We start from the raw sequence: 19,270 nt of genomic DNA, 5'->3' as shown, positions 1-19,270 counted from the left end.
TCACCGAAGCGGTAGATTTCCATCGACAGGGACGACCCGAGATCTTCGGTCAGAATATCCACCCTCGGCGATCGAGGCCACCGACCGCTCTGCCCTGGACCCCGCGAAGGTGCCGGACCCGAAGATCCGAAACAGAGGCGTGGGACGGATGATCGCCTCGAAGATCAGGAGGGCCGCGGCGGTATCCATCGATGCCACCAGGGCCCCTTCGAGCCACCAGGGGAGGCCCATCGGCGTGACGATCTCCAGGAATGGCCGGAGCAGCAGCAGATGGACCATGTAGACCCAGAGTGCCGTATCGGCCAGGTAGCGTCCAACCCGGGTTGGACGATTCAGGTGACGCTGGAAGAGCCCGAGAAATCCGAAGGCCGTGCCGGCCGTGCCTACCCCATAGAGCAGGGTGCCCCCCAGGCGGATCGCCCAGGAGGCCGAGCCCGATCCCGGGCCGGCGTGCGCCGATTGCAAGGCCATCGACCCGGCGTGCGCCGCGAGCCCGACCAGCAGATACGGCAGCCAGGCGCGACCGATCTCCGGCAAGGCGTCGCGCCCGCGATGGAGCCACCAACCCGCCAGGAAGTAGGTCAGGTAGAACGGCATGTCCGGCTCGATGTGGAGGATGAAGTCGGGGACGCCCCGGAAGATCCCCGAGGCCAGCGGCAGCGCCCACCCGAAGGGACCGGACGTGAGCATCTGGGCGAACCCGCCGATCACGCCCAATGTCAGCGGGACCAGGGCCAGCCAGGGCCAACCTCGACTCTCCCGATCACCTTGCGCGCGCTCGCGCGAGGTCCCGGGGAAGACCAGGCCGGGGATCTTCACCAGCCAGGGGGCGATCGTCGCGAAGATCAGGAGATACCAGAGGAACCAGAGGAATTCGAGCCGGAAGAGCCAGGAGGCCGGGCCGAAGATCCGGTCGCTCAGACCCAGGCCGCCCGGCCCGAAGCCCATCCGACCCCCCGGAGGCCCGCCCGGCCCCGGCATGCCCCCCTTCGCGAACGAGGCGCGGGCTTCCTTCCATTCCTCCTCGCCGAGCGAGCCGTCGTGGTCGACGTCGAACCTCGCCAGCGGCGGCGGGACGAACCCTGGCGGTGGGGACGGCATCTCGCCGGATCTCCCCGGCGGGCCTCCGGGGCCACCTCGCGCCAGGCCTGGCGGCGGGCCTCCCCTCGGACCTCCGGGTCCTTCCTCGCCCATCTGGCCCGGCGGCGGGCCCATCCCCGGGCCGCCGGGGCCGGACCTCGTCGCCTGATAGATCGGGACGATCACGAAGAGGCCCACCAGCAGCGGCAGGCCGATCCTCGACCATCGGCGAGACAGGTAGCCCCGCGTCCCGTACTTGCCCAGCATCATCCGGCCGAAGAAGCCCGAGATCAGGAAAAACAGGGGCATCCGGAAACTGTGCAGGTAATCCTGGAAGAGTTGCGACGCCCCGCCGGGCGCGCCCGGGATCGGCATCCGGCCCCGACCCATCGAGGCAAACATGAGTGCGTGATAATACACACCTACCAGGATCGCCGCGGCGCGGACGCCGTCCAGTGCGTCGAATCGCGGCTTCGACCCGGCCTTCAATTCGTCCATGATTCGGTACTCCTCGACGTGCCGGCGGTCAGCGTCGACGCCAGGGCGTCGGGCCGAGCGGTTCCGGGCGAGAGGTTCCGGGGGGGAATCAAGACCGATCGCGGCGGTGGATTTATCCGGGGCGGGAGATTCAGCGCGTCGGTCACAACATAGAGCGGGCGGCCTTTGATCTCCTCGTAGATCCGAGCCACATAATCGCCAACCAGGCCGACCGCGGTCAGGGTCGCCCCGGAGAACAGGAGTTGGAGGCAGACCAGGGAGCTCCAACCCCGGACCGTCGTCCGGAGCACGAGGGTCTCATAAAGAACGAAAGATGAGTACCCCAATCCGAGAGCCGTCAACATCAGGCCGAAAACCAGGCTGAATTTGAGCGGCAAGGCCGAGAACGACGAGATCGCAGTCCAGGCAAACCGGGCCATCTTCCAGGCGGGATACTTGGTGGTCCCGGCCACCCGACCCGGCCGATGGAAGGGGAGGATGGCCTCTTTCAGGCCGAGCCAGGCCACCAGCCCTCGGACGAACCGATGCTCCTCGCGGAACCCCCGGAGCGCCTCGACCGCGGCCCGGCTGAACAGGCGGAAGTCCCCCACCTGGGGCCGGAGTCGTTCGTCGACCGCCCGACGCATCAGGCCGTAGAAGAGCGCGGCGGTCCCCCTCTTGAAGGGGCCTTCCCCCTCGCGGCCGACCCGCTGGGCCGAGACGACATCGAAGCCCCTCTCGAAGAGGCCGAACATCTCGGGGATCAACCCGGGCGGGTCCTGGAGGTCGGCATCCATGACGACCACCGCGTCGCCGCCGGCGAAGTCGAGCCCGGCGGTGATGGCGGCCTGATGGCCGAAGTTCCGGCTGAAACCCAGGACCTTGACCCTCGGGTCGGCCGCCGCCACACCGGCCAGGAGCCGGCGAGAACCGTCGCGGCTCCCGTCGTCGACGAAGACGATCTCGTGGTCGCAGTCCATCGCGTCGAGGACCGGGCAGAGTGCCTCCAGGAGCGACGGCAGCGCCTCTTCCTCATCGAAGACCGGAATCACCAGGGAAAGCAGCATCGGCCCGACCCTCCAGGGGATTGATCGATCAGGGGGACTCCGGGACGACGAGCCCGAGGTCCGGTCGGAGGTCATAGAGCTGGGTCATCCGCCTCATCCTCCGAGGAAAAGGCATCATGGGGTCGGGGCCTTCCGCGAAGTCCGCCTCGCCGTCCTCCTCGGTCTCGACCTTCATCCAGAGTTCCTGGGGGACCGACTCGCCGTGCTCTCGGACCCAGGTCGCGATCTCGGAATTGCCACGGAATCCGCCGGGTGGCCCCATCAGGCCCGGCGGGGGGGACGGCATTCCGGCGGGGCCTGGCGTTCCCCCCGGTCCGCCGAAACCACCGCCGGGGCCGCCCCCCCCGCCAGGCCCGGGGCCATTCAGGAAGAAGCGAAGCTTTCCCCCTTCGACCAGCCCGATGAATCGGTCCTTGGTCATGGCCGGGTCGGCTCCCATGAATCCGCCCAGCGAGACCGCCGCCTCGCCCGTCTCGATGATGATCGGCGCCACCGGCATGCTCGCCATCGACGCGACCAGGATCGACTCTTCGTGGCGATTGGCCCGGAGGAACGCGATCAGCTTGCGGGCCGACTCCGGGTCCGACTCGAACGGCATCATCGGCGGCCCTTGCCCCTTCCCGCTCGCCAGGGAGGGGCCGGCGGTGGGCAAGAGGGAACTCCCCGGGAAGAGCATCGCCGTCGATGCCCAGGCCGAAGGCCCGACCATCATCGAGGCCAGCCCCACCCCCGCCGCCAGGCTCGCCCAGGGGACCGATTCCCATCGGGCCGAAAGCCACTTCGAGCCGATCAGCCCGACCACGCTCAACACCGCCCCGACGCCGAAGACCGGGACGAGCCACCGGCTCCACTCGGGGTAGGCCCAGACGATCTTCGACTGCCAGGCTGCCGTCAGGACGATCGCCGAGGGCAGCAGGACAACCCGCCATCCACCCTTGAGCGATGCCTTCCACAACGCCATCGCGCCGATCCCGAAGAGCGCGGCCACCGCAGGCCCCATCACGGTCGTGTAGTAGTCGTGGAAGATCCCCCGGGCGAAGCTGAAGACCACCCAGTGCGTGCCGAACCACCCGCCCCAGAGGACCAGGGCCAGAGCCTCACGGCCGATCGGCAGGGATCGCCCCACTCCGGCCGCGGCCACGATGCTACCGAGCACGGCGATCGGGAAAAGCCAGGTGATCAGGCCCGACATCTCCTGCTGGGCAAACCGCAAGAGGCCGGGAGTTCCCCCGAATCCCGACATGCCCCCGGGACCACCCGGGCCTCTCCGACCTCCAGGACCGAACGGAGGGGGGCCGAACGGCGGGGGGCCGCCACCCGGGCCGAACGGAGGGGGGCCGAACGCCTCTTCCTGATCCTTGGCCAGGCCCGGATCGTCAGGACGGGCGGGATCGCCCCCCGTCGAGGCTCCCGGGAACCGTGGCATCCCCGGCGGGCCGCCCATCGGACCACCCGGCGGGCCGCCGCCCATCGGGCCGCCCATCCCCATGATGCGCGCGATCCCGTTGTATCCGACCGCAAGTTCCAGGGCCGAGTTGTTCATCGAGCCGCCGATGTAAGGCCGCGAGGCTTTCGGGGTGAGCTCGACCGCGATCGGCCACGAGAACGAGGCCACCACCAGCACGCCAGTCGCTGCAACCAGGTGGCCGATCTGGGCTCGCCAGGTCGCCGACGATCCCAGGAAGTAGGCGAGGTAGAACGTCGGCAGGACGACGAAGGCCGCTAGCATCTTGACGTTGAACGCCAGGCCAACCAGCGCCGTGGACAGCATCAGGAGCCCCGGCTTGCCGGTTTCCACGGATCGGGTCAACGCCCAGGTCGCCAGGAGCAGGACGAGGACCAGGGCCGAGTCGGGCAGATTGTCGCGGTCCACCGCCACGCAGATCGGCGTCACGGCCAGGGCCAGGCCCGCGAGGAACCCGGCGGAGACGCCGAAGATCCGTCGGACTAGGTGATAGGTCAAGGCGACCGAGGCCACGCCCATCAGGGCTTGCGGCAAGAGGACCGCGACCCCCGAGTATCCCAGGATCTTGGCGCTGAGGGCCTGGATCCAGAGGGCCACCGGGGGCTTGTCCACGGTGACGACCCCGGCAGGATCGAACGACCCGAAGAAGAAGTTGCCGGTGCTGGCCAGCATGCTCCGTACGGCCGCGCCATAGTAACTGTTGCCGAAGCCGTTGCGATCGAGCCGCCAGAGTCGGAGCCCGGCGGCGATCAGGAGCACGGCGGCCACCGCCAGGCCTTCGCGACGGCGATCGGATTCGGGACGGGCCAGGGGTTCGTCACCAGCCATCGGAGGCCCTTCGCTTTCGTCGGAGGGTCGAGCACGGGGCCGACGGGGCGCCCGACGCCGTCACCTCGACGACGCACCCGGATTGTATTCCGACCCCCGGGATGGCACCGTAAAGGACTGTCAAGTCGGCCCGAAATCGACGGTGGCCCCGTTGGCATCGCGAGATGCCAGGCCGAACCACGACCCGGACCGAGGCGACCTTCGCCGGGTTGGTCCCGGGATTCGATCTCTCAACTCAAGGAGGAATGATCCCGGCCCTCATGGCCTCGGGTCATCGATCTCGCCACTCGCGGCGGGCCCTCGAATGGATGTTGAGAAAGGGAAGATCGGGATATAATCGTTCCCGCTCACGAGTCAATTCCACCCTCTTCGAATCGAGACTCACATGACCCCCTCGACCATCAAGTATCTCAAGATTGCCGGATTGCTAGCGGTCGTGATCGCTTCGCCCCTGATCGCAATGGCCCTCAGACCCGTCGACAATCAGGTCGTCACCGGCGACCAGGGGAAGATCGCCGAGGGGATGAGCGACAATTCGGGAAGCGGAGCCGCGACATATGAGATGATGAAAGCATCAAATCCGAAGAACACAAAGCCCGACGCCGAAGCGGCCAAGCCCGACGCCGAAGCGGCCAAGCCCGACGCCGAAGCGGCCAAGCCCGACGCCGAAGCGGCCAAGCCCGACGCCGAAGCGACCAAGCCCGACGCGTCGGTCGAGGAACCCAAGCAGCCCTGATCGGAGACGGCGAAGCCTCTCCTCCCGGGAACGGGCCGAGGGCCCGTCGGGTGGTCGATCAATGCTTGGCGGGCCGGAGATGTTCCTCGAAGAACGCGTAAGTCTCTTCCATGGTCTTCTTCATCTCCGGGCCGTACCAGCCGTGCCCGGCGTCGGTGATGAGTTCGGTCCGGCCTTCGAGCCCCGCCCGGGTCATCGCCGAGGCGAGCCGGTTGGCCTGATCGAACGGGACGAGGGGGTCCTTGGTCCCGTGGAAGGTGAGGATCGCGGCGTCATCGCCGGTGACATAAGTGACCGGTGACGCCTTGGCGGCGACCTCGGGGCGTTCCGTAGGGAGCACGCCGAGGAAGTCGCGGATCAGGCCCTTGGCGAACTTGGTGACGGCGGGCGCATTCAGGTCGGTCGGGGCGAAGTAGTTGACGACCGCCTGGACCTTCGAGCTGGGGGAGTCGGGCGCAACGTCGCCTTCGAGGCCGTCTTCGGGCCCGGTCAGGCCGAGCATCAGCGAGAGGTGGGCACCGGCCGAGAAGCCCATCGCCCCGATGTGGTCGGGATCGATCCGGTACTCTTCCGCGTGAGTCCGGAGCCATCGGACCGCCGCCTTGGCATCGTGGATCTGGGCCGGGAAGATGTACTTGGGGCAATGCCGATACTGGGGCGAGATCGCCACGAACCCCCGACGGGCGAACTCCTTGAGCGTGGGCCGGTTGCCCCACTTGTTGCCCGTCCGCCAGGCCCCCCCGTAGAACACGACCACGGCCGGGAACGGGCCGGTCCCCTCGACCGGATAGGCCAGGTCGAGCTTGAGGTCGACGTCGCCGGCCCGGCAATAGGTGAGGTCGTACGCCGTGGCCACCCGAGGATCGTCGGCGGACGACGGCGCGGCAACCCAGGCAAACAGGGTCAGGGCCAGGACGCCCAACTTGGCTCGGATCCGCATCGCCCCTTCTCTCCTCCTCGGCCAATTCAGGAGTCCCCTCGACCCTTCCATCGGACACGTTCGGGGGCGATCCGGCAAGGCCGATCCGCCCAGATCAGATCGGCCGCGATCTCCGATGACGAATCGTGACCGCCCAGGATGCGGCCATGTAGAACGCCGGGAAGTACAGCGAGCCCGCCGCCAACCACCAGGTTGGGCCATCCAGGGCGGTGATCGGCCCTTCCGACGGGAGCCGCCAGAGGACCACCAGCAGGAGGACGCACCAGGGGGCCCCCAGGAGATTGCTCGCCTTGTTCAGGACGCCCGGCTTCGAGGAGGGATAGAGATAGCGGCTCGGCACGAAGGTCAGGAGGCTCAGGACGACCACGATCCCCACGGCCAGCCAGCCGGGCACTTGCAGGACGTAGAGGTACAGCGCCACCACGTTCCAGAGCGAGGGGAAGCCCAGGAAGTAGCCATCGTCGGTCTTGGCATCGGCCTGGCAAAACCCGTAGGCGCTGGCCAGCAGGGGCAGGAGCAGCCAGGCTTCGGTCCCCTCGGGCAGGAGGCCCGCCCGCCAGATCAGGAGCAGCGGCAGGCTGGTGTAGGTGAGGAAGTCGGTGATATCGTCGAGCTTCCGGCCGTCGAAGCCGGGCAGGATCGACTTGACCCGGAACTTCCGGGCGAGGGTCCCGTCGGTGGCGTCGACCAGGGTGGCGACCAGCATCAGGACGAACACCGCCCGGAACGATTCGGCCCCGCCCCGGACCAGGAGCACGGCGATCCAGGCGGCCAGGATCAGGCCGATCGCGGTGTAGAGATGGACGCACCAGGCCGCGACCCGCAACGCCCCGTCACCTCGATCGCCGTCCTCGACCTCCTCGCCCGGGGCGACCCCCATCTCCAAACGGCTGCTGATCATCCGATTCTTCCTCCGTACTCACCCGCGGAACCCGTCGACTGATCCTCGATGACGCCCAGATCGTGAGCCCGATGTTCGTCCAGGACGGCCGAGTTCCGGCGTCCGAACAGGCGGTAGCCGATCCCCCCGATGCCCAGCATGGCGATCGTGGCGATCAAGGCCCCAAATCTCCGATACCACTCCGATCCATAAATCTCGGCCCTCGGCCAGCCGACGTTGACGATCATCAGCACGCCCCAGGCCACCGCCAGGGCGTTGACCGGCAGGCCCCATCGACCCATCTGGAACAGCCCGTCGGTCCTCGGTTCGGGGCGGCCCCTGCGAATCCGACGGGCCAGAAGCGGGGCCGTCACCAGGAGATAGGCCAGGTTCGCCCAGGCGATCGAGACCGAGACCAGGACCTCGACCACCTTGGGGAAGTTGGCGTTTACCACCAGGATCAGGCCGGCGAATCCCCCCAGGATCAAGGCGGGGAGCCGAGGCGTCCGGGTCCGGCCCGGCATCGAGGCCAGCGCCTTGGACCAGGGCAGGCCGCCATCCCGGGCCATCGCGAAGACCAGCCGGACCGCCGCCGCGTGGACCGTCAAGGTGCAGACCCCGATCGCCAGGGCCACGTCGCAGAGCAGGAGCCGGCCCCACCCCGATCCCAGGACTTCCCGGATGATCGTCGCCATCCCCCCGCCGAGACGCCCCAGGTTCGGGTCGGCCAGGTCGGGCGCGGCCCGAAGGGCCGCCAGGATCAGCAAGGCCCCGGCCAGGCCCACCGCCCCCAGGGCCCCGAGGATCGCCCGAGGGGCCCGCCGTCTCGGGTCGTCGGTCTCCTCGGCCAGCGAGCCGGCGGTGTCGAACCCGTACATCACGAATGAAGGGACCAGCGCAGCGGCCAGGAATGGGGCGAGGTAGCCCATCGAAAGCCCTTCGCCCAACCCCTGGGCCTCCAGGACCACCCCCGGGCCTCGGCGAGCGGCCAGGGTCAGCAGGACGATCAGGGCGAAGGCCCCGGCCATCTCGGCGAAGACCCCCACGTTGTTGATCCGGGCGAGCAGTCGGACCCCGACCACGTTGATCAGCGTGCTGGCCCCGATCAGGACGCAGCCCAGCAGGACCGAGTTCCGGGCCGCGTCGGCGGGCACTCCGGAATCTCCCACCCACTGAAACCACGGCGAAATCAGCGGCAAGACCCCCTGCAAGGCCACCGCCACCGAAGCCAGGGTGATCGCCGCGCAAGCCAGGTACACCCAGCCGGCCATCCAGCCGATTGCCCCCGGCCCGACCCGCCGGGCCCACTGGTAGACGCCGCCCGAGAGCGGATACTCGGCCGATAGCTCGGCGAAGCAGAGGGCGACCAGGAATTGCCCCGCCAGCACGACCGGCCAGGTCCAGAAGAACGCCGGCCCCGCGGCCCCGTATCCCAGATAGAAAAGCTGCGGAAGCCCTGTCAGGATCGAAAGATAGGAGAACCCTGCCGCAAACGACGAGAACCCCCCGAGCGACCGGTCGAGTCGCTGTCGGTAGCCGAACCCGGCCAGGTCGGACGCGTCCCGTCCGGTTGCCGGCTCCAGGGTGGACGTGCCTTCAGTCGACAACGGCGAACACCCCCCAGGCTGCCACCCCGGCCACGCGAGTCCGACGCCCGGCGTGAAAGGCCGGAGAAAGCGCCATGAAAGAGGGGAGTATAACCGATCAAGCTGGCGTGAAGGAACGCCGAATCTCCGCTCTCTTCTCGGGTTAGGAGGCCGGGTGTCACCCCGATCCCAGGCCCGCCCCAGGGTGTCAGTCCCGGAGAGATCCGGGAACGATCCAGGGCTCGGTAAATGCGAGCTCTCGACCCGACCGTACGGTCCGTCGGGGCGATCCGGCCAATCTCGCCCCGGATCCAATGCCGAGCGTCCCCCCCACTTCTCCCCGTCGCCAGACGAACCGTCTTGACCGTCCGAAGGGTAGCCCCGCCCGACGAAAATGGCGGGGGCCAAGAACTCGGAAGAAGCAGATTGGGTCGATTGCAGCAATCTCCACCAGTCCAACGTGGTGGAGATCGCCACAACCGACCCAATACACCTATCCTTCCAATTTAAAGAATTGGATTACGAGAGTCAGTAATTCACCTGGAACCGGGCCTTGGCCTTCTTGGAGATCATGCTCGTCGGCTCCTCGGCGAAGGTCATCACGCCCGACTTGCTCGCAAACGTGCTCATCGGCCCGGCGGGGGCGGTCGAGAAGTCCGCCTTGCGGACCCGGATGGTCGCCGACTGGCTGGCCAGGAAGTTGGCGTCGCCGCTGTAGACCACGTAGAAGTTCTTGGCGATCGCCTGGCTCTTCTGCACCAGGATCGACGCCTGGCCATTAACCAGCGCGACCTTCCGGATCGCCGTCCCGTTCGAGTAGAACGTGGCCGTGCCGGTCGGCAACAGGCCGTTCGCCGCGGCGGGAACGTTGGCGAACAGCCGGACGCCCGTCTTCGCCGCGTTCACCGCCGTCGTCAGCCCCACCGAGGACGACGACTTCACCACTGAGAAGATCGAACCCGCCGACACGCTCGTCTGGAAGTTGCCCGACCCCAGATACTCGGCGGTCATCAACTGCACCGTCCCCGCCCCGATCGGGCTGATCGTGAACTGCGCCCTGCCGTTGACCAGCGGGAGCGTCGCCAGGATCTTGCCGTTGACATGGAAGGCGATCATCCCCGTCGGGGTCCCGGCTCCCGGGCTGACCGGGCTGACGGTCGCGGTGAACGTCGCGTAGGAACCGACCGGGATCGTGCTGGAGGGGGTAGTCAGGCGAGTCGCCGTGGCCGACTGGCTCACGGTCAACTGGCCCGGAACATAGCTGATGGCGTAGTCGCCATCGGCCGCCCCGCTCGCGGTGATCGCATAGGGGCTTCCCGCGACCGGGCTGCTGGCGGTCGCGGAGGTTCTGACGGTCGGCTGGGTCGTCAGGCTCGCCGAGGTGTCGCCATTCACCAGGCCGTTATAGCGGACCGTCAGGGCCGGCACGGGTGCCCCGAACTTCTTGGACTGGTTGTTCGCCGTGATCGTCAGCGGGGCCGGCGTCACCGCCAGCTGGCCGTTGACGAACGTGAAGTCGTAATTGCCCGAGGCCAACGTGCCGTTGGACGCGGTGATGGCATACGGACTGCCGACCACATGGCTGCCCGAGGTGGCCGTCGTGGTCAGCGACGGAGAGCCGGTCACGCCGCTGGTCCCCAGCGTCTGACCGTTCTTGAAGCCGCTATAGCTCGCCGTCAGGCTCGGGACAGCCGCCCCATAGAGCTTGGACTGGTTGTTGGCGGTGACCGTCAGCGTCGCCTTGTTGACGGCTTGCGAGAAGGCCGAGGAGGTGCTGCCGCCATAAAGGCCGCTCCCCGCATAGGCCGCGAGGATCGAGTGGGGCGAACCCGAGGCCGACAGGGTGGTCGTCGTGAATACGGCGATGCCGAGGTTGTTCAGCGTCGCGGTCCCGATGAGGTTGGCCGGGATGGCCGATCCGTCATAGAAGGTGACCAGGCCGGTCGGGGCTCCGCTGCCGGCCGTGACCAGCGCGGTGAAGATGATCTGATCGCCGTAGGTCGTGGTCGTCGCGTTCGAGGAGACCTGAGTCGTCGTCGCGACGGTGGCGGTCAGGACGACGTCATTGCCGTCCCCCCCGACATAACTGATCAGGAAGGTCTGGCCGCCCATCGAGAGGCTCGAACCTTCGGGCAGCCCGGCGAAGGTGCCGCTGACCGGATCGTTGCCGTCGTTGTTGATGATCGTGAAGGTGTCGCCCACCGAGGGCGTGAAGCCGGGGAGCACGATGAGTGTCGCCCCGTTCAGGCTCACCGTGCCGGAGACGATGGTCTGATCGTACTGCGATCCGGCGATCGGGCCGTCGATATCGACGCTGTAGATCGAGCCCCCGGAGAACGCGAGGTTATCGGTGCTCATGAACTCCGGCGAGGCACCCGGAGCAAAAGTCCCCCCGCTGGACACCGAGACATTGCCAACGACGCCGTACCCCTGGAGGATCGCCGTATCCGAGACCGTCAGCAGGCTGCTGGACGAGATATTGCCATCGACCCGGAGCGTTCCCGCCGAGACGATCGTCGCCCCGGTGTAGGAGCTGAAGTCTTGCAGGAAGAGCAAGCCACCGCCCGACTTCGTGAAGCCGCCGGGGCCGCTGATCTGATCCTGGATGTTCAGGGTCCCGCCCGAGGCGATGTTGAAGTTCGTGGAGCCGGTCAAGACCACAGGGCCACTGAGCGTGTCGATGCCAGCCAGGGGCACGAGGAACGTGGTCGAGTCGGCCAGTTGGAGCCCGCCCGACGGGAGCGTGTAGCTCGCCGTCGTGAGGACGAGGGTGGCCCCGGTGTTGATCGCCAGCGTGCCGGTCGTGCCGGTCGCCTGGCCGTCGAAGACCTGGAGGAATCCGCCGTTGATCGAAGTCCCGCCGGTATAGGTGTTGGCCTGGCCCAGGCCGAGGGTCCCGGTGCCATTCTTCGCGATGCCGAAGCCGCTGCCGCTGACCACGCCGTTCAGATAGAGATTGGCGCTGTCTGGCGTGTTGATCACCAGGTTGGACAGGAGCGTGACCGTCCCCTGGATCGTGGTCAGGCCGTCGACCAGGAAGGCGGTCCCGGCGGAATTGATCGTGAAGTTATTGTTGAGCAGGAGGTTGTTGAAGATGTCGATCTCGGCATTGTTGACGACGTTGCCGGTGCCGAGGGCCCCGCTGTTGCTGATCGCCAGGATGCCGGAGGAGACCGTCGTGCCGCCCAGATAGGTGTTCGCGGCGTCGAGTCGGAGGGTCCCCGCCCCCGTCTTGGTCAGGCTCCAGATGTTGCCGGAATCGTCCACCGTCGAGGAGATCGCGAGCGTGGACGAGGCGGCAGTGTCGATCGTCGCGTCGATCCCCAGGTTGAAGGTCCCATCGAGCGTGTTGGTCCCGCCCGAGTTGCGGATCGCGACCCCACTCGAATTGACGTTCAGGGTATTGGCAACGGTGATCCCGCCGGAGAGGTCGAGCGTGCCCGTCCCCAGGATGTTCACCACGCCGGTGCCCGCTCCGGTGTCGTTGCTGATGGCCAGGACGCCCAGGTTGATGTTGGTCCCGCCGCTGTAGGTGTTGGCCCCCGAGAAGGCCATCGTCCCCGAGCCATCCTTGATGATGTTCGCGAACGAGGAGACGATCGCCGAGACCGAGAAGTCGACCCCGCTCTGTGTTGTTCCCTGGGCGACGGTGAAGAAGTTGTTCGCGGCGTCGAAGGCGAGATGGCCGCTGAGAGTCGCCGTCTGGGAGGAGGCGAGGGTGCTGATGCCGCCACCCGAGTGGATGGTCAGCGTGCCGGCGCCCGTCGTCACGGTGCTGCCGGTGAGCGACAGCGAGCCGATCGTGTCGTCGAAGCCGTTGAGATCGAGCGTGGCGCCGGCGTTGGCCAGGTTGACCGTGGCTCCGTCGGCGATCTGATTGGCCTGAAGCTCCTGGACCGTGGCGGCGGTCCCGGGCCCACTGACGGTGATGTTGCCTGGGATCGAGACGCCCGAGGCGTTGAGCTGGAGGAGCCCCTCGTCAACGAACGTCGTGCCGGTGTAGGTGTTGACGGCACTCAGGGTCAGGGTGCCCGTATTCTGCTTGGTCAGCCCCTTGGTCTGGCCGCCGTCCCCGATGGCTCCCGCAAAAGCGAGCGAGACGCCCTGGATCACGTTGATTCCCAGGTCACTGCTCAGCGTGGTGGCCCCGTTGAAGGTGGTGTCCCCGCTGTTAACCTGGAGGCCGGTGGTGATCGGCGCGTTGAACACGAACGCGTTGGCGACGGTGTTCGAGCCGGTGAGGTCGATCTCCAGCTGGCCGGAGTTGGCCGTGCCGTCACCGACGGTCACCATCCCGTTGCCGAAGGCGAAGGGGTTGGTGATCGCGACCGTCCCCGAGAGGATGGTCGTGTTGCCCGAGTAGGTGTTGGTGCCGCCGAGGACGGTCCGACCGGTCGCTCCGTTGCTGATCATCAGCTGAGGATAGGGCGGGTCACCCGAATCGAAGATCGTGCCGTTGATCGTCAGCGTCGCGCCGTCCTCGGCCCCGATCTTGGAGTCGTCGGCGAGCAGGATCGAGCCGGTGAGCGTGGCGTATCCGGTGAGAACATCAATGGCGTTGCCGCCATTGAATCCCGCCCCGCTCGTCAGGCTGAAGGCCCTGTCGGACGACAGGTTAACACCCTTGAAATAGACGGAGCCGCCGGTGGCGACCACCACGGTGTTGGTGTTGCCCAGCGCGTTGTTGGACTCAACCTGGATGATGCCGCCTTCGGCGTTCGTGTTCCCGTCGTAGGTGCTCGACGAGCTGGAGAGCGCCATCGTCCCGTTCCCGAGCTTCTGAAACCCTCGGTTGCTCCCGGTGATGCCGACGCCAATCCGGAGATCCACGTTGAGGTTCACATCCTGGGAGACGTTGATCGGGAGCAGGGTCCCGTTGGCGTTGCTGAGCGCCAGGGTCCCGGCGCCCGATATCGTCGAGGTGACATCGTTGGCCGGAATGTTACTCGTGATGCTGCCGGAGATGCCGAGCACTCCACCCGAACCGACATCGATCGAGGCACCCGCAAGAGTCAGCGAGGTGAACGTCTCGCTGAAGGTGCTGAGGTCGAACAAGGCACCCTCGTTGGCGTAGACCGCCGAACCGTCGGGGATCTGGTTCGAGGCCATCAGCAGAACGGTGTCTCCGATGCCCGAGCCGTCTCCGGCGTACAGGTCACCACCAATGGCGTTTACGCCGGCCGTCTTGCCGAGCGCGAGCGTGCCGTCGTTAACGAGGGTAATGCCCGTGTAGGTGTTGGCACTACTCCCGCTGAGAATGAGCGTGCCCAGGTCGGCCTTGATGAGGCCGAAGCCCGTACCGGAGATTGCCCCGGAGAGCGCGAGCGTGCCGCCGGGTGCGATGTCGAACGTCTCGGAGGCCGCCATGGTCACGTCAAGAGCAAAGCTGGCAGAGCCGGATGAGAAGGTGGTCAGGAACGCATTGCTGATCCCGTTTTGCAGGGTGATCGAGTTGCCGGAGATGGTATAGCCGCTCTCGTCGATCTCGACCGAGTGGAAAGTCCTGCCCGACAGGTCGTTGTTGTTGGACAGCCGCGCCGCTCCGGAGGGGAAGACGAGGTTCGAGCCGGACGTCGGCACCGAGTTCGTGTCCCAGTTGGCGGCGGTGCTCCAGTTGTTGTCGCCGCCCAGGCCCGTCCAGGTGTAGGTGACGTTGGTGACGGTCAGCACGACGTCGTTATTGTTCGAGCCGCCCGCGTAGCTGATCGAGAGCGTCGCGTTGCCGATGCTGATCGTCGAGCCTTCGGCCAGGCCGTTGAACGTGCCGCTGACCGCGTCGCTGCCGTCGTTGTTGATGATCGTGTAGGTGTCGCCGATCGCCGGGGCGTAGCCCAGCGAGGTCGACAGCGTCGCGCCGGCCAGCGTGACCGTGCCGGTCACGTCGGCCTGGTCGTACTGGGTGCCGACGGTCGTGCCGTCGAGCTCGACGCTGTAGGTCGAGCCGCTGTCCGAGAAGGCGAGGTTCCCCGTGTTCACGATGCCCGGCGAGTTGCCGGGGGACAGCGTGCCGATGCTCGAGATCGTCACCGCGGGGAGCGTGCCCGAGCCGCCGAGGACGCCGTCGACGAAGACCGAGTTGCTGGTGGCGAGCGAGCCGTTGACGATCAGCGTACCATTGCCGACGCTCACGTTTCCGGTGTTCGTGTTCGTGCCGGTGAGGATCAGCGTCCCGGTGTTGTTCTTGTCGAAATCGACGGAGCCGCTGATCGCGCCGGAGACGGTCAGCGTAGTACCTCCGGCAACGTCGAACGATTGGTTGTTGTTGATGATCGAGATCGGCCCCGCCAGGGTATTGTCCCCGGATAGGTTGATGATCTTGCTCGAATTCGCGACGGGAAGGCTGGCGAGGACGAAGCTCTTGGTCGATGGTATCGCGATCCCGCCAACGAGCTCCACCGAACCGCCAGTCCCCACGGAGACCGTGGACGATGTGGACGGGTCACCGAAGGCATTGTCGTTGGTGGCCCGGATGAAGCCGGTGTCCGCGTACAAGGCACCGTCGAACAGGTTACTCCCGCCGAGCACCGTCCGGCCGGTTGGGCCGTTGATGATCTCGACATAGTAGGTGGAGGCGTCGTCGTCGATCACGCCGTTGATCGTCAGGGTCGCTCCGTCGGCGGCGCCGATCTGAATAGAGCCGGTCATGGCGACGGCACCGCTGAGGGTGGCATCGCCCGAGACGACCTGGAAGAGGTTGTTGCCGCCGACGCCCGTGCCATCGACCCCGAAGCCTTCGGCGATGGTCAGGCCAATCCCGGCGAAGTAGACCGACGCCCCGCTGGCGACCGTCGTGGCGCCGTCTGTCGTCCCCAGAGCGGTGTCGCTCTCGACCTGGATCGCCCCGGAGCTGACGGTGACATCGCCGCCGAACGAGTTGCTGCCGGAGAGCGCCACCGTGCCCGGGCCGTTCATGGTCAGGCCGCTGGTCGGGTTCAGCCCCACGATGGCCGTGCTGATCCGCAGGTCGATCGGCACGCTGACGTCGTCGGCGATCGTGAACGTGTTCAACGAGTTGTCGATCTGAAGCGCCCCGAGCCCCTGGATGGCCGAGGTGACGTTGTTCGTCGTGGCATAGGTGTTGACGCCGACGAAGGTGGCCAGGACGCCCCCGGTATCGATCAGTACCGTGGAGCCCTGGAGATTCAGATTGCTGATGTGTTCAAGGTAGGTGCCGACGTCGAAAGTCGATCCCTCGTTGACGGTCACGTCCGCGCCGACCCAGAACTGGTTGTTCCCCGCCACTTGCAGTGAAGATCCCACCGAATTGTCGCCGACGATCACCGACCCGTTGGCTGCGATGACATCATTCGACTTCGCGAGCACGAGAGTGCCGGCGTTGATCGTGGTGGTCTGGTTGTACGTGTTGGCCGACGAGCCGGAGTATCGAAGCGTGCCGCCTCCCCCCTTGGTCACCCCGAAGGAGCCGGAGATCACCCCCGCCAGGTCGAGCGTACCGCCGCCAAAGACATCAATCGACTCGGTCGCGGTCAACGCGATGCCGGGGGCGAATGTGGTGGTACCAGATGCGTAGGTGCCCAAGAATCCGTCGGTCAACGTGATGGAGTTGCCGGTGATGAAGTAGCCGCTCCCGTCGACCTCGATCGAGTGGAAGCTCTTGCCCGAGAGGTCGTTGTTGTTGTTCAGCCGGGCGGCGCCCGAGGGGAAGACGAGATCCTCCCCGCCGACCGGGGCCAGGTTGGTGTCCCAGTTGGCGTCGGTACTCCAGTTGCTGTCGCCGCCCAGCCCGGTCCAGGTGTAGGTGACGCCGGTGACGGTAAGGACCACGTCGTTGCTGTTCGATCCCCCGGCGTAGCTGATGGAGAACTCGACGTTGCCGACGGTGAACGTCGAACCCTCGGCCAGACCGTTGAAGGTTCCGCTCACCGCGTCCGATCCATCGTTGTTGATGATGATGAACGAGTCGCCGATGGCCGGAGCGTAGCCTAGTGAGACCGAGAGCGTCGCGCCGGCGAGCGTCACCGAGCCAGTCACGTCGGTCTGATCATACTGGGTGCCGACGGTGGTCCCGTCGATCTCGACGCTGTAGGTCGAGCCGCTCTGGAAGGCGAGGTTGCCCGTGTTCACTAGGCCCGGCGAGTTGCCCGGGGCGAGGGTGCCGCCGCTGCCGATCGTCACGTCGGGGAGCGTGCCCGAGCCGCCCAGCACGGCGGCGAAGACCTGCACGTCGCTACTGGTGGCGATGCTGCCGGCCACGAGTAGCGTCCCGGCCGTCACGAACGTCGTCCCGGTATAGGTGTTCGTGGCGTTCAGGATCAGCACGCCGGAGCCGCTGCTGATCAGTCGGTGACCGCTCGCGTCCTCACTGATTACCCCGTTCAAGTTGAGGGTCGTACCACCGACTTGCTGGAATTCCTCGTTGCCCGTCATCACGATCGCGCCGTCGATCGTGTTGTCGCCCGCGAGATTGATCACCTTCGCCGCGGTGCCTCCGACGCCGTTGAGCGAGAGAGTCATCGACTTGGTCGCCGGGATCGTGACGCCGCCGGAAAGTTCGAGCGAGCTGACATCGTCGAACGACGAGGTGCTGGATGTCGCCGTGTCGCCCAGCGCACCGTCGTTCGTCGCCCGAAGGTAGCCGGAGGTAACGCTGACGTTGCCGTCGAATCCGTTGTTGCCGCCGAGGACCGTGCGGCCGGTCGCGCCGTTGGACACGGTCAGGCCGAATGTGCTGGCATCGTCGTCGATCACGCCGTTGATCGCCAGGGTCGCTCCGTCGGCGGCACCGATCTGAATCGAGCCGGTCATGGCGACGGCACCGCTGAGGGTGGCATCGCCCGAGACGACCTGGAAGAGGTTGTTGCCGCCGACGCCCGTGCCATCGACCCCGAAGCCTTCGGCGATGTCCAAGCCACTCCCGGCGAAGTAGACCGACGCGCCGCTGGCGACCGTCGTGCCGCCGGCTGTCGTCCCCAGGGCGGTGTCGCTCTCGACCTGGATCGCCCCCGCGTTCACGGTCGTGTCGCCGGCATAGGTGTTGGCGCCCGAGAGGCCCAGGGTCCCGACGCCGCTCTTGGCAATTCCCCCATTTTGAATCGCGGCGCTGATCCGAAGGTCGACAGCGACGTCGGTGTCGTCCGCGATGGCCACCGCCAGGGCGGGGTCGCCCCCCAGGTCGAGGGACCCGCCGCCCGAAATGGTGGAGGTGACGTTGTTGGACGTGGCGTTTGTCGCGAGGTTGGTGATGGTCAGTGCACCGCCGGATCCGATGGTGACCGAGGCCCCCTCGAGCGTCAGCGCCGCGATCGTCTCGGTGGTCGTGCCGACATCGAACGTCGCCCCCTCGTTGACGGTGACGTTCGATCCGTCCGCGATCTGATTGTTGCTGCCGATTTGAACCGACTCGCCGCCGCCGATGTTGTCGCCGATGACCAGGTCGCCGGCGATGGCGTCGTTGCCGCTGGACCTGTTGAGGATGAGCGTGCCGCCGCTGACGTTCGTCGTGCCCGTGTAGGTGTTCGAGCTGAAGCCCGTGAATTCGAGCGTGCCGCCTCCGGTCTTGGTCACGCCGAAGCCGGAACCGGAGATCGCACCGGAGAGGATGAGGTCGCCGTCGGTGACAACATCGACGGTTATGTCTCCCGTCAGGGCGATGTCGGGGTGGAATTCGGAAGTGTTCGACGCGAAGGTGGCCGAGATCCCATCGGTCAGGGTGAGCGTGCCGCCGTTGATGTCGTAGCCGCCGTCCTGAATCTCGATCGAGCCGAAGCTCGAAACTCCGAGTGCCGCGTCGTACGTGTTGGTCAATCGCGATGCGCCAGTGGGGAAGATCAGGTCGGCCCCCGTTGTCGGTGCCGAGCCATCCTGCCAGTTGGCGTCGTCCGACCAGTTGCTGCTGCTGAGGGACGCCCCCGTCCAGACATCGGTGGCCAGCGCGATCCGCTGCTCCAGGAATTCGGTCCGGGGAGCGAACTCCAGTAGGCTCGCCCGCGTCCGTCGGGTCTCTCGCCGCCCCAGACGATCTCTCCGCCAACGAGCGGATCGCGACTCGGCCATGATCTCAGGCTCCTCAAAGGTGTTGTCATGGAACGTAAACCGGCGCGAACGATCGTCGCGAGCGACGGTGCCGGGTTGAATCTCGGCTATCTTTCGATTGGCACGTCCGTCTTCGACGTCGCCTGATGACCCACGAAGCTGTTGCTGGAATTGCTCGGATGGAACGTAAGACGCCGTTGATGAGCGAGCAACTCTCC

The 19,270-nt window shown here is 66.7% G+C and carries 8 protein-coding genes; 1 reads left to right on the top strand and 7 read right to left on the bottom strand.

The window, feature by feature from the left end; genetic code table 11:
• The 3 genes from P12x_RS02165 to P12x_RS02155 are packed head-to-tail and all read right to left on the bottom strand — an operon-like array spanning nucleotide 1 to nucleotide 4,917.
• Nucleotides 1–1,578: an acyltransferase family protein gene (locus tag P12x_RS02165; RefSeq protein WP_435009185.1), complete on the bottom strand. Its 1,578-nt coding sequence runs from the start codon at nucleotides 1,576–1,578 to the stop codon at nucleotides 1–3.
• A complete protein-coding gene (locus tag P12x_RS02160; RefSeq protein WP_435009184.1) occupies nucleotides 1,566–2,624 on the bottom strand; it encodes a glycosyltransferase family 2 protein in 1,059 nt (352 codons plus the stop codon). The genes P12x_RS02165 and P12x_RS02160 overlap by 13 nt, the downstream gene beginning before the upstream one ends.
• A 28-nt stretch (nucleotides 2,625–2,652) precedes the next feature.
• The gene (locus P12x_RS02155) at nucleotides 2,653–4,917 is read right to left on the bottom strand and encodes a glycosyltransferase family 39 protein (RefSeq protein WP_435009183.1); all 2,265 of its coding nucleotides are present in this window, start codon (nucleotides 4,915–4,917) and stop codon (nucleotides 2,653–2,655) included.
• A gap of 385 nt (nucleotides 4,918–5,302) precedes the next feature.
• On the opposite strand from P12x_RS02155, the gene P12x_RS02150 reads away from it, so the two are divergent.
• Complete coding sequence (locus P12x_RS02150) at nucleotides 5,303–5,653, top strand: hypothetical protein (RefSeq protein WP_435009182.1); 351 nt, start codon at nucleotides 5,303–5,305, stop codon at nucleotides 5,651–5,653.
• A gap of 58 nt (nucleotides 5,654–5,711) precedes the next feature.
• Here the strand turns inward: P12x_RS02150 and P12x_RS02145 are convergent, their stop codons facing one another.
• From P12x_RS02145 to P12x_RS02130, 4 genes are all read right to left on the bottom strand, one after another.
• Complete coding sequence (locus P12x_RS02145) at nucleotides 5,712–6,593, bottom strand: alpha/beta hydrolase fold domain-containing protein (RefSeq protein WP_435009181.1); 882 nt, start codon at nucleotides 6,591–6,593, stop codon at nucleotides 5,712–5,714.
• 94 nt (nucleotides 6,594–6,687) lie between these two features.
• Complete coding sequence (locus tag P12x_RS02140) at nucleotides 6,688–7,494, bottom strand: CDP-alcohol phosphatidyltransferase family protein (protein WP_435009180.1); 807 nt, start codon at nucleotides 7,492–7,494, stop codon at nucleotides 6,688–6,690.
• A complete protein-coding gene (locus P12x_RS02135; RefSeq protein WP_435009179.1) occupies nucleotides 7,491–9,080 on the bottom strand; it encodes an amino acid permease in 1,590 nt (529 codons plus the stop codon). Before P12x_RS02135 ends, P12x_RS02140 begins: the two co-directional genes overlap by 4 nt.
• Nucleotides 9,081–9,587: 507 nt before the next feature.
• Nucleotides 9,588–19,073 (bottom strand): autotransporter-associated beta strand repeat-containing protein, encoded by a 9,486-nt coding sequence (locus P12x_RS02130; protein WP_435009178.1) that lies wholly within the window; start codon nucleotides 19,071–19,073, stop codon nucleotides 9,588–9,590.
• Nucleotides 19,074–19,270: the final 197 nt, after the last annotated feature.

It is taken from the genome of Tundrisphaera lichenicola (assembly GCF_051175385.1).
GTDB lineage: Bacteria > Planctomycetota > Planctomycetia > Isosphaerales > Isosphaeraceae > Tundrisphaera > Tundrisphaera lichenicola.
Note: the sequence above shows the minus strand (reverse complement) of the source record. Positions and strands in the feature narration are given on the sequence as shown.

Coding starts and splice junctions, on each gene's coding strand:
- P12x_RS02165 (WP_435009185.1), bottom strand. CDS start 1,578: ATGGACGAATTGAAGGCCGGGTCGAAGCCGCGATTCGACGCACTGGAC.
- P12x_RS02160 (WP_435009184.1), bottom strand. CDS start 2,624: ATGCTGCTTTCCCTGGTGATTCCGGTCTTCGATGAGGAAGAGGCGCTG.
- P12x_RS02155 (WP_435009183.1), bottom strand. CDS start 4,917: ATGGCTGGTGACGAACCCCTGGCCCGTCCCGAATCCGATCGCCGTCGC.
- P12x_RS02150 (WP_435009182.1), top strand. CDS start 5,303: ATGACCCCCTCGACCATCAAGTATCTCAAGATTGCCGGATTGCTAGCG.
- P12x_RS02145 (WP_435009181.1), bottom strand. CDS start 6,593: ATGCGGATCCGAGCCAAGTTGGGCGTCCTGGCCCTGACCCTGTTTGCC.
- P12x_RS02140 (WP_435009180.1), bottom strand. CDS start 7,494: ATGATCAGCAGCCGTTTGGAGATGGGGGTCGCCCCGGGCGAGGAGGTC.
- P12x_RS02130 (WP_435009178.1), bottom strand. CDS start 19,073: ATGGCCGAGTCGCGATCCGCTCGTTGGCGGAGAGATCGTCTGGGGCGG.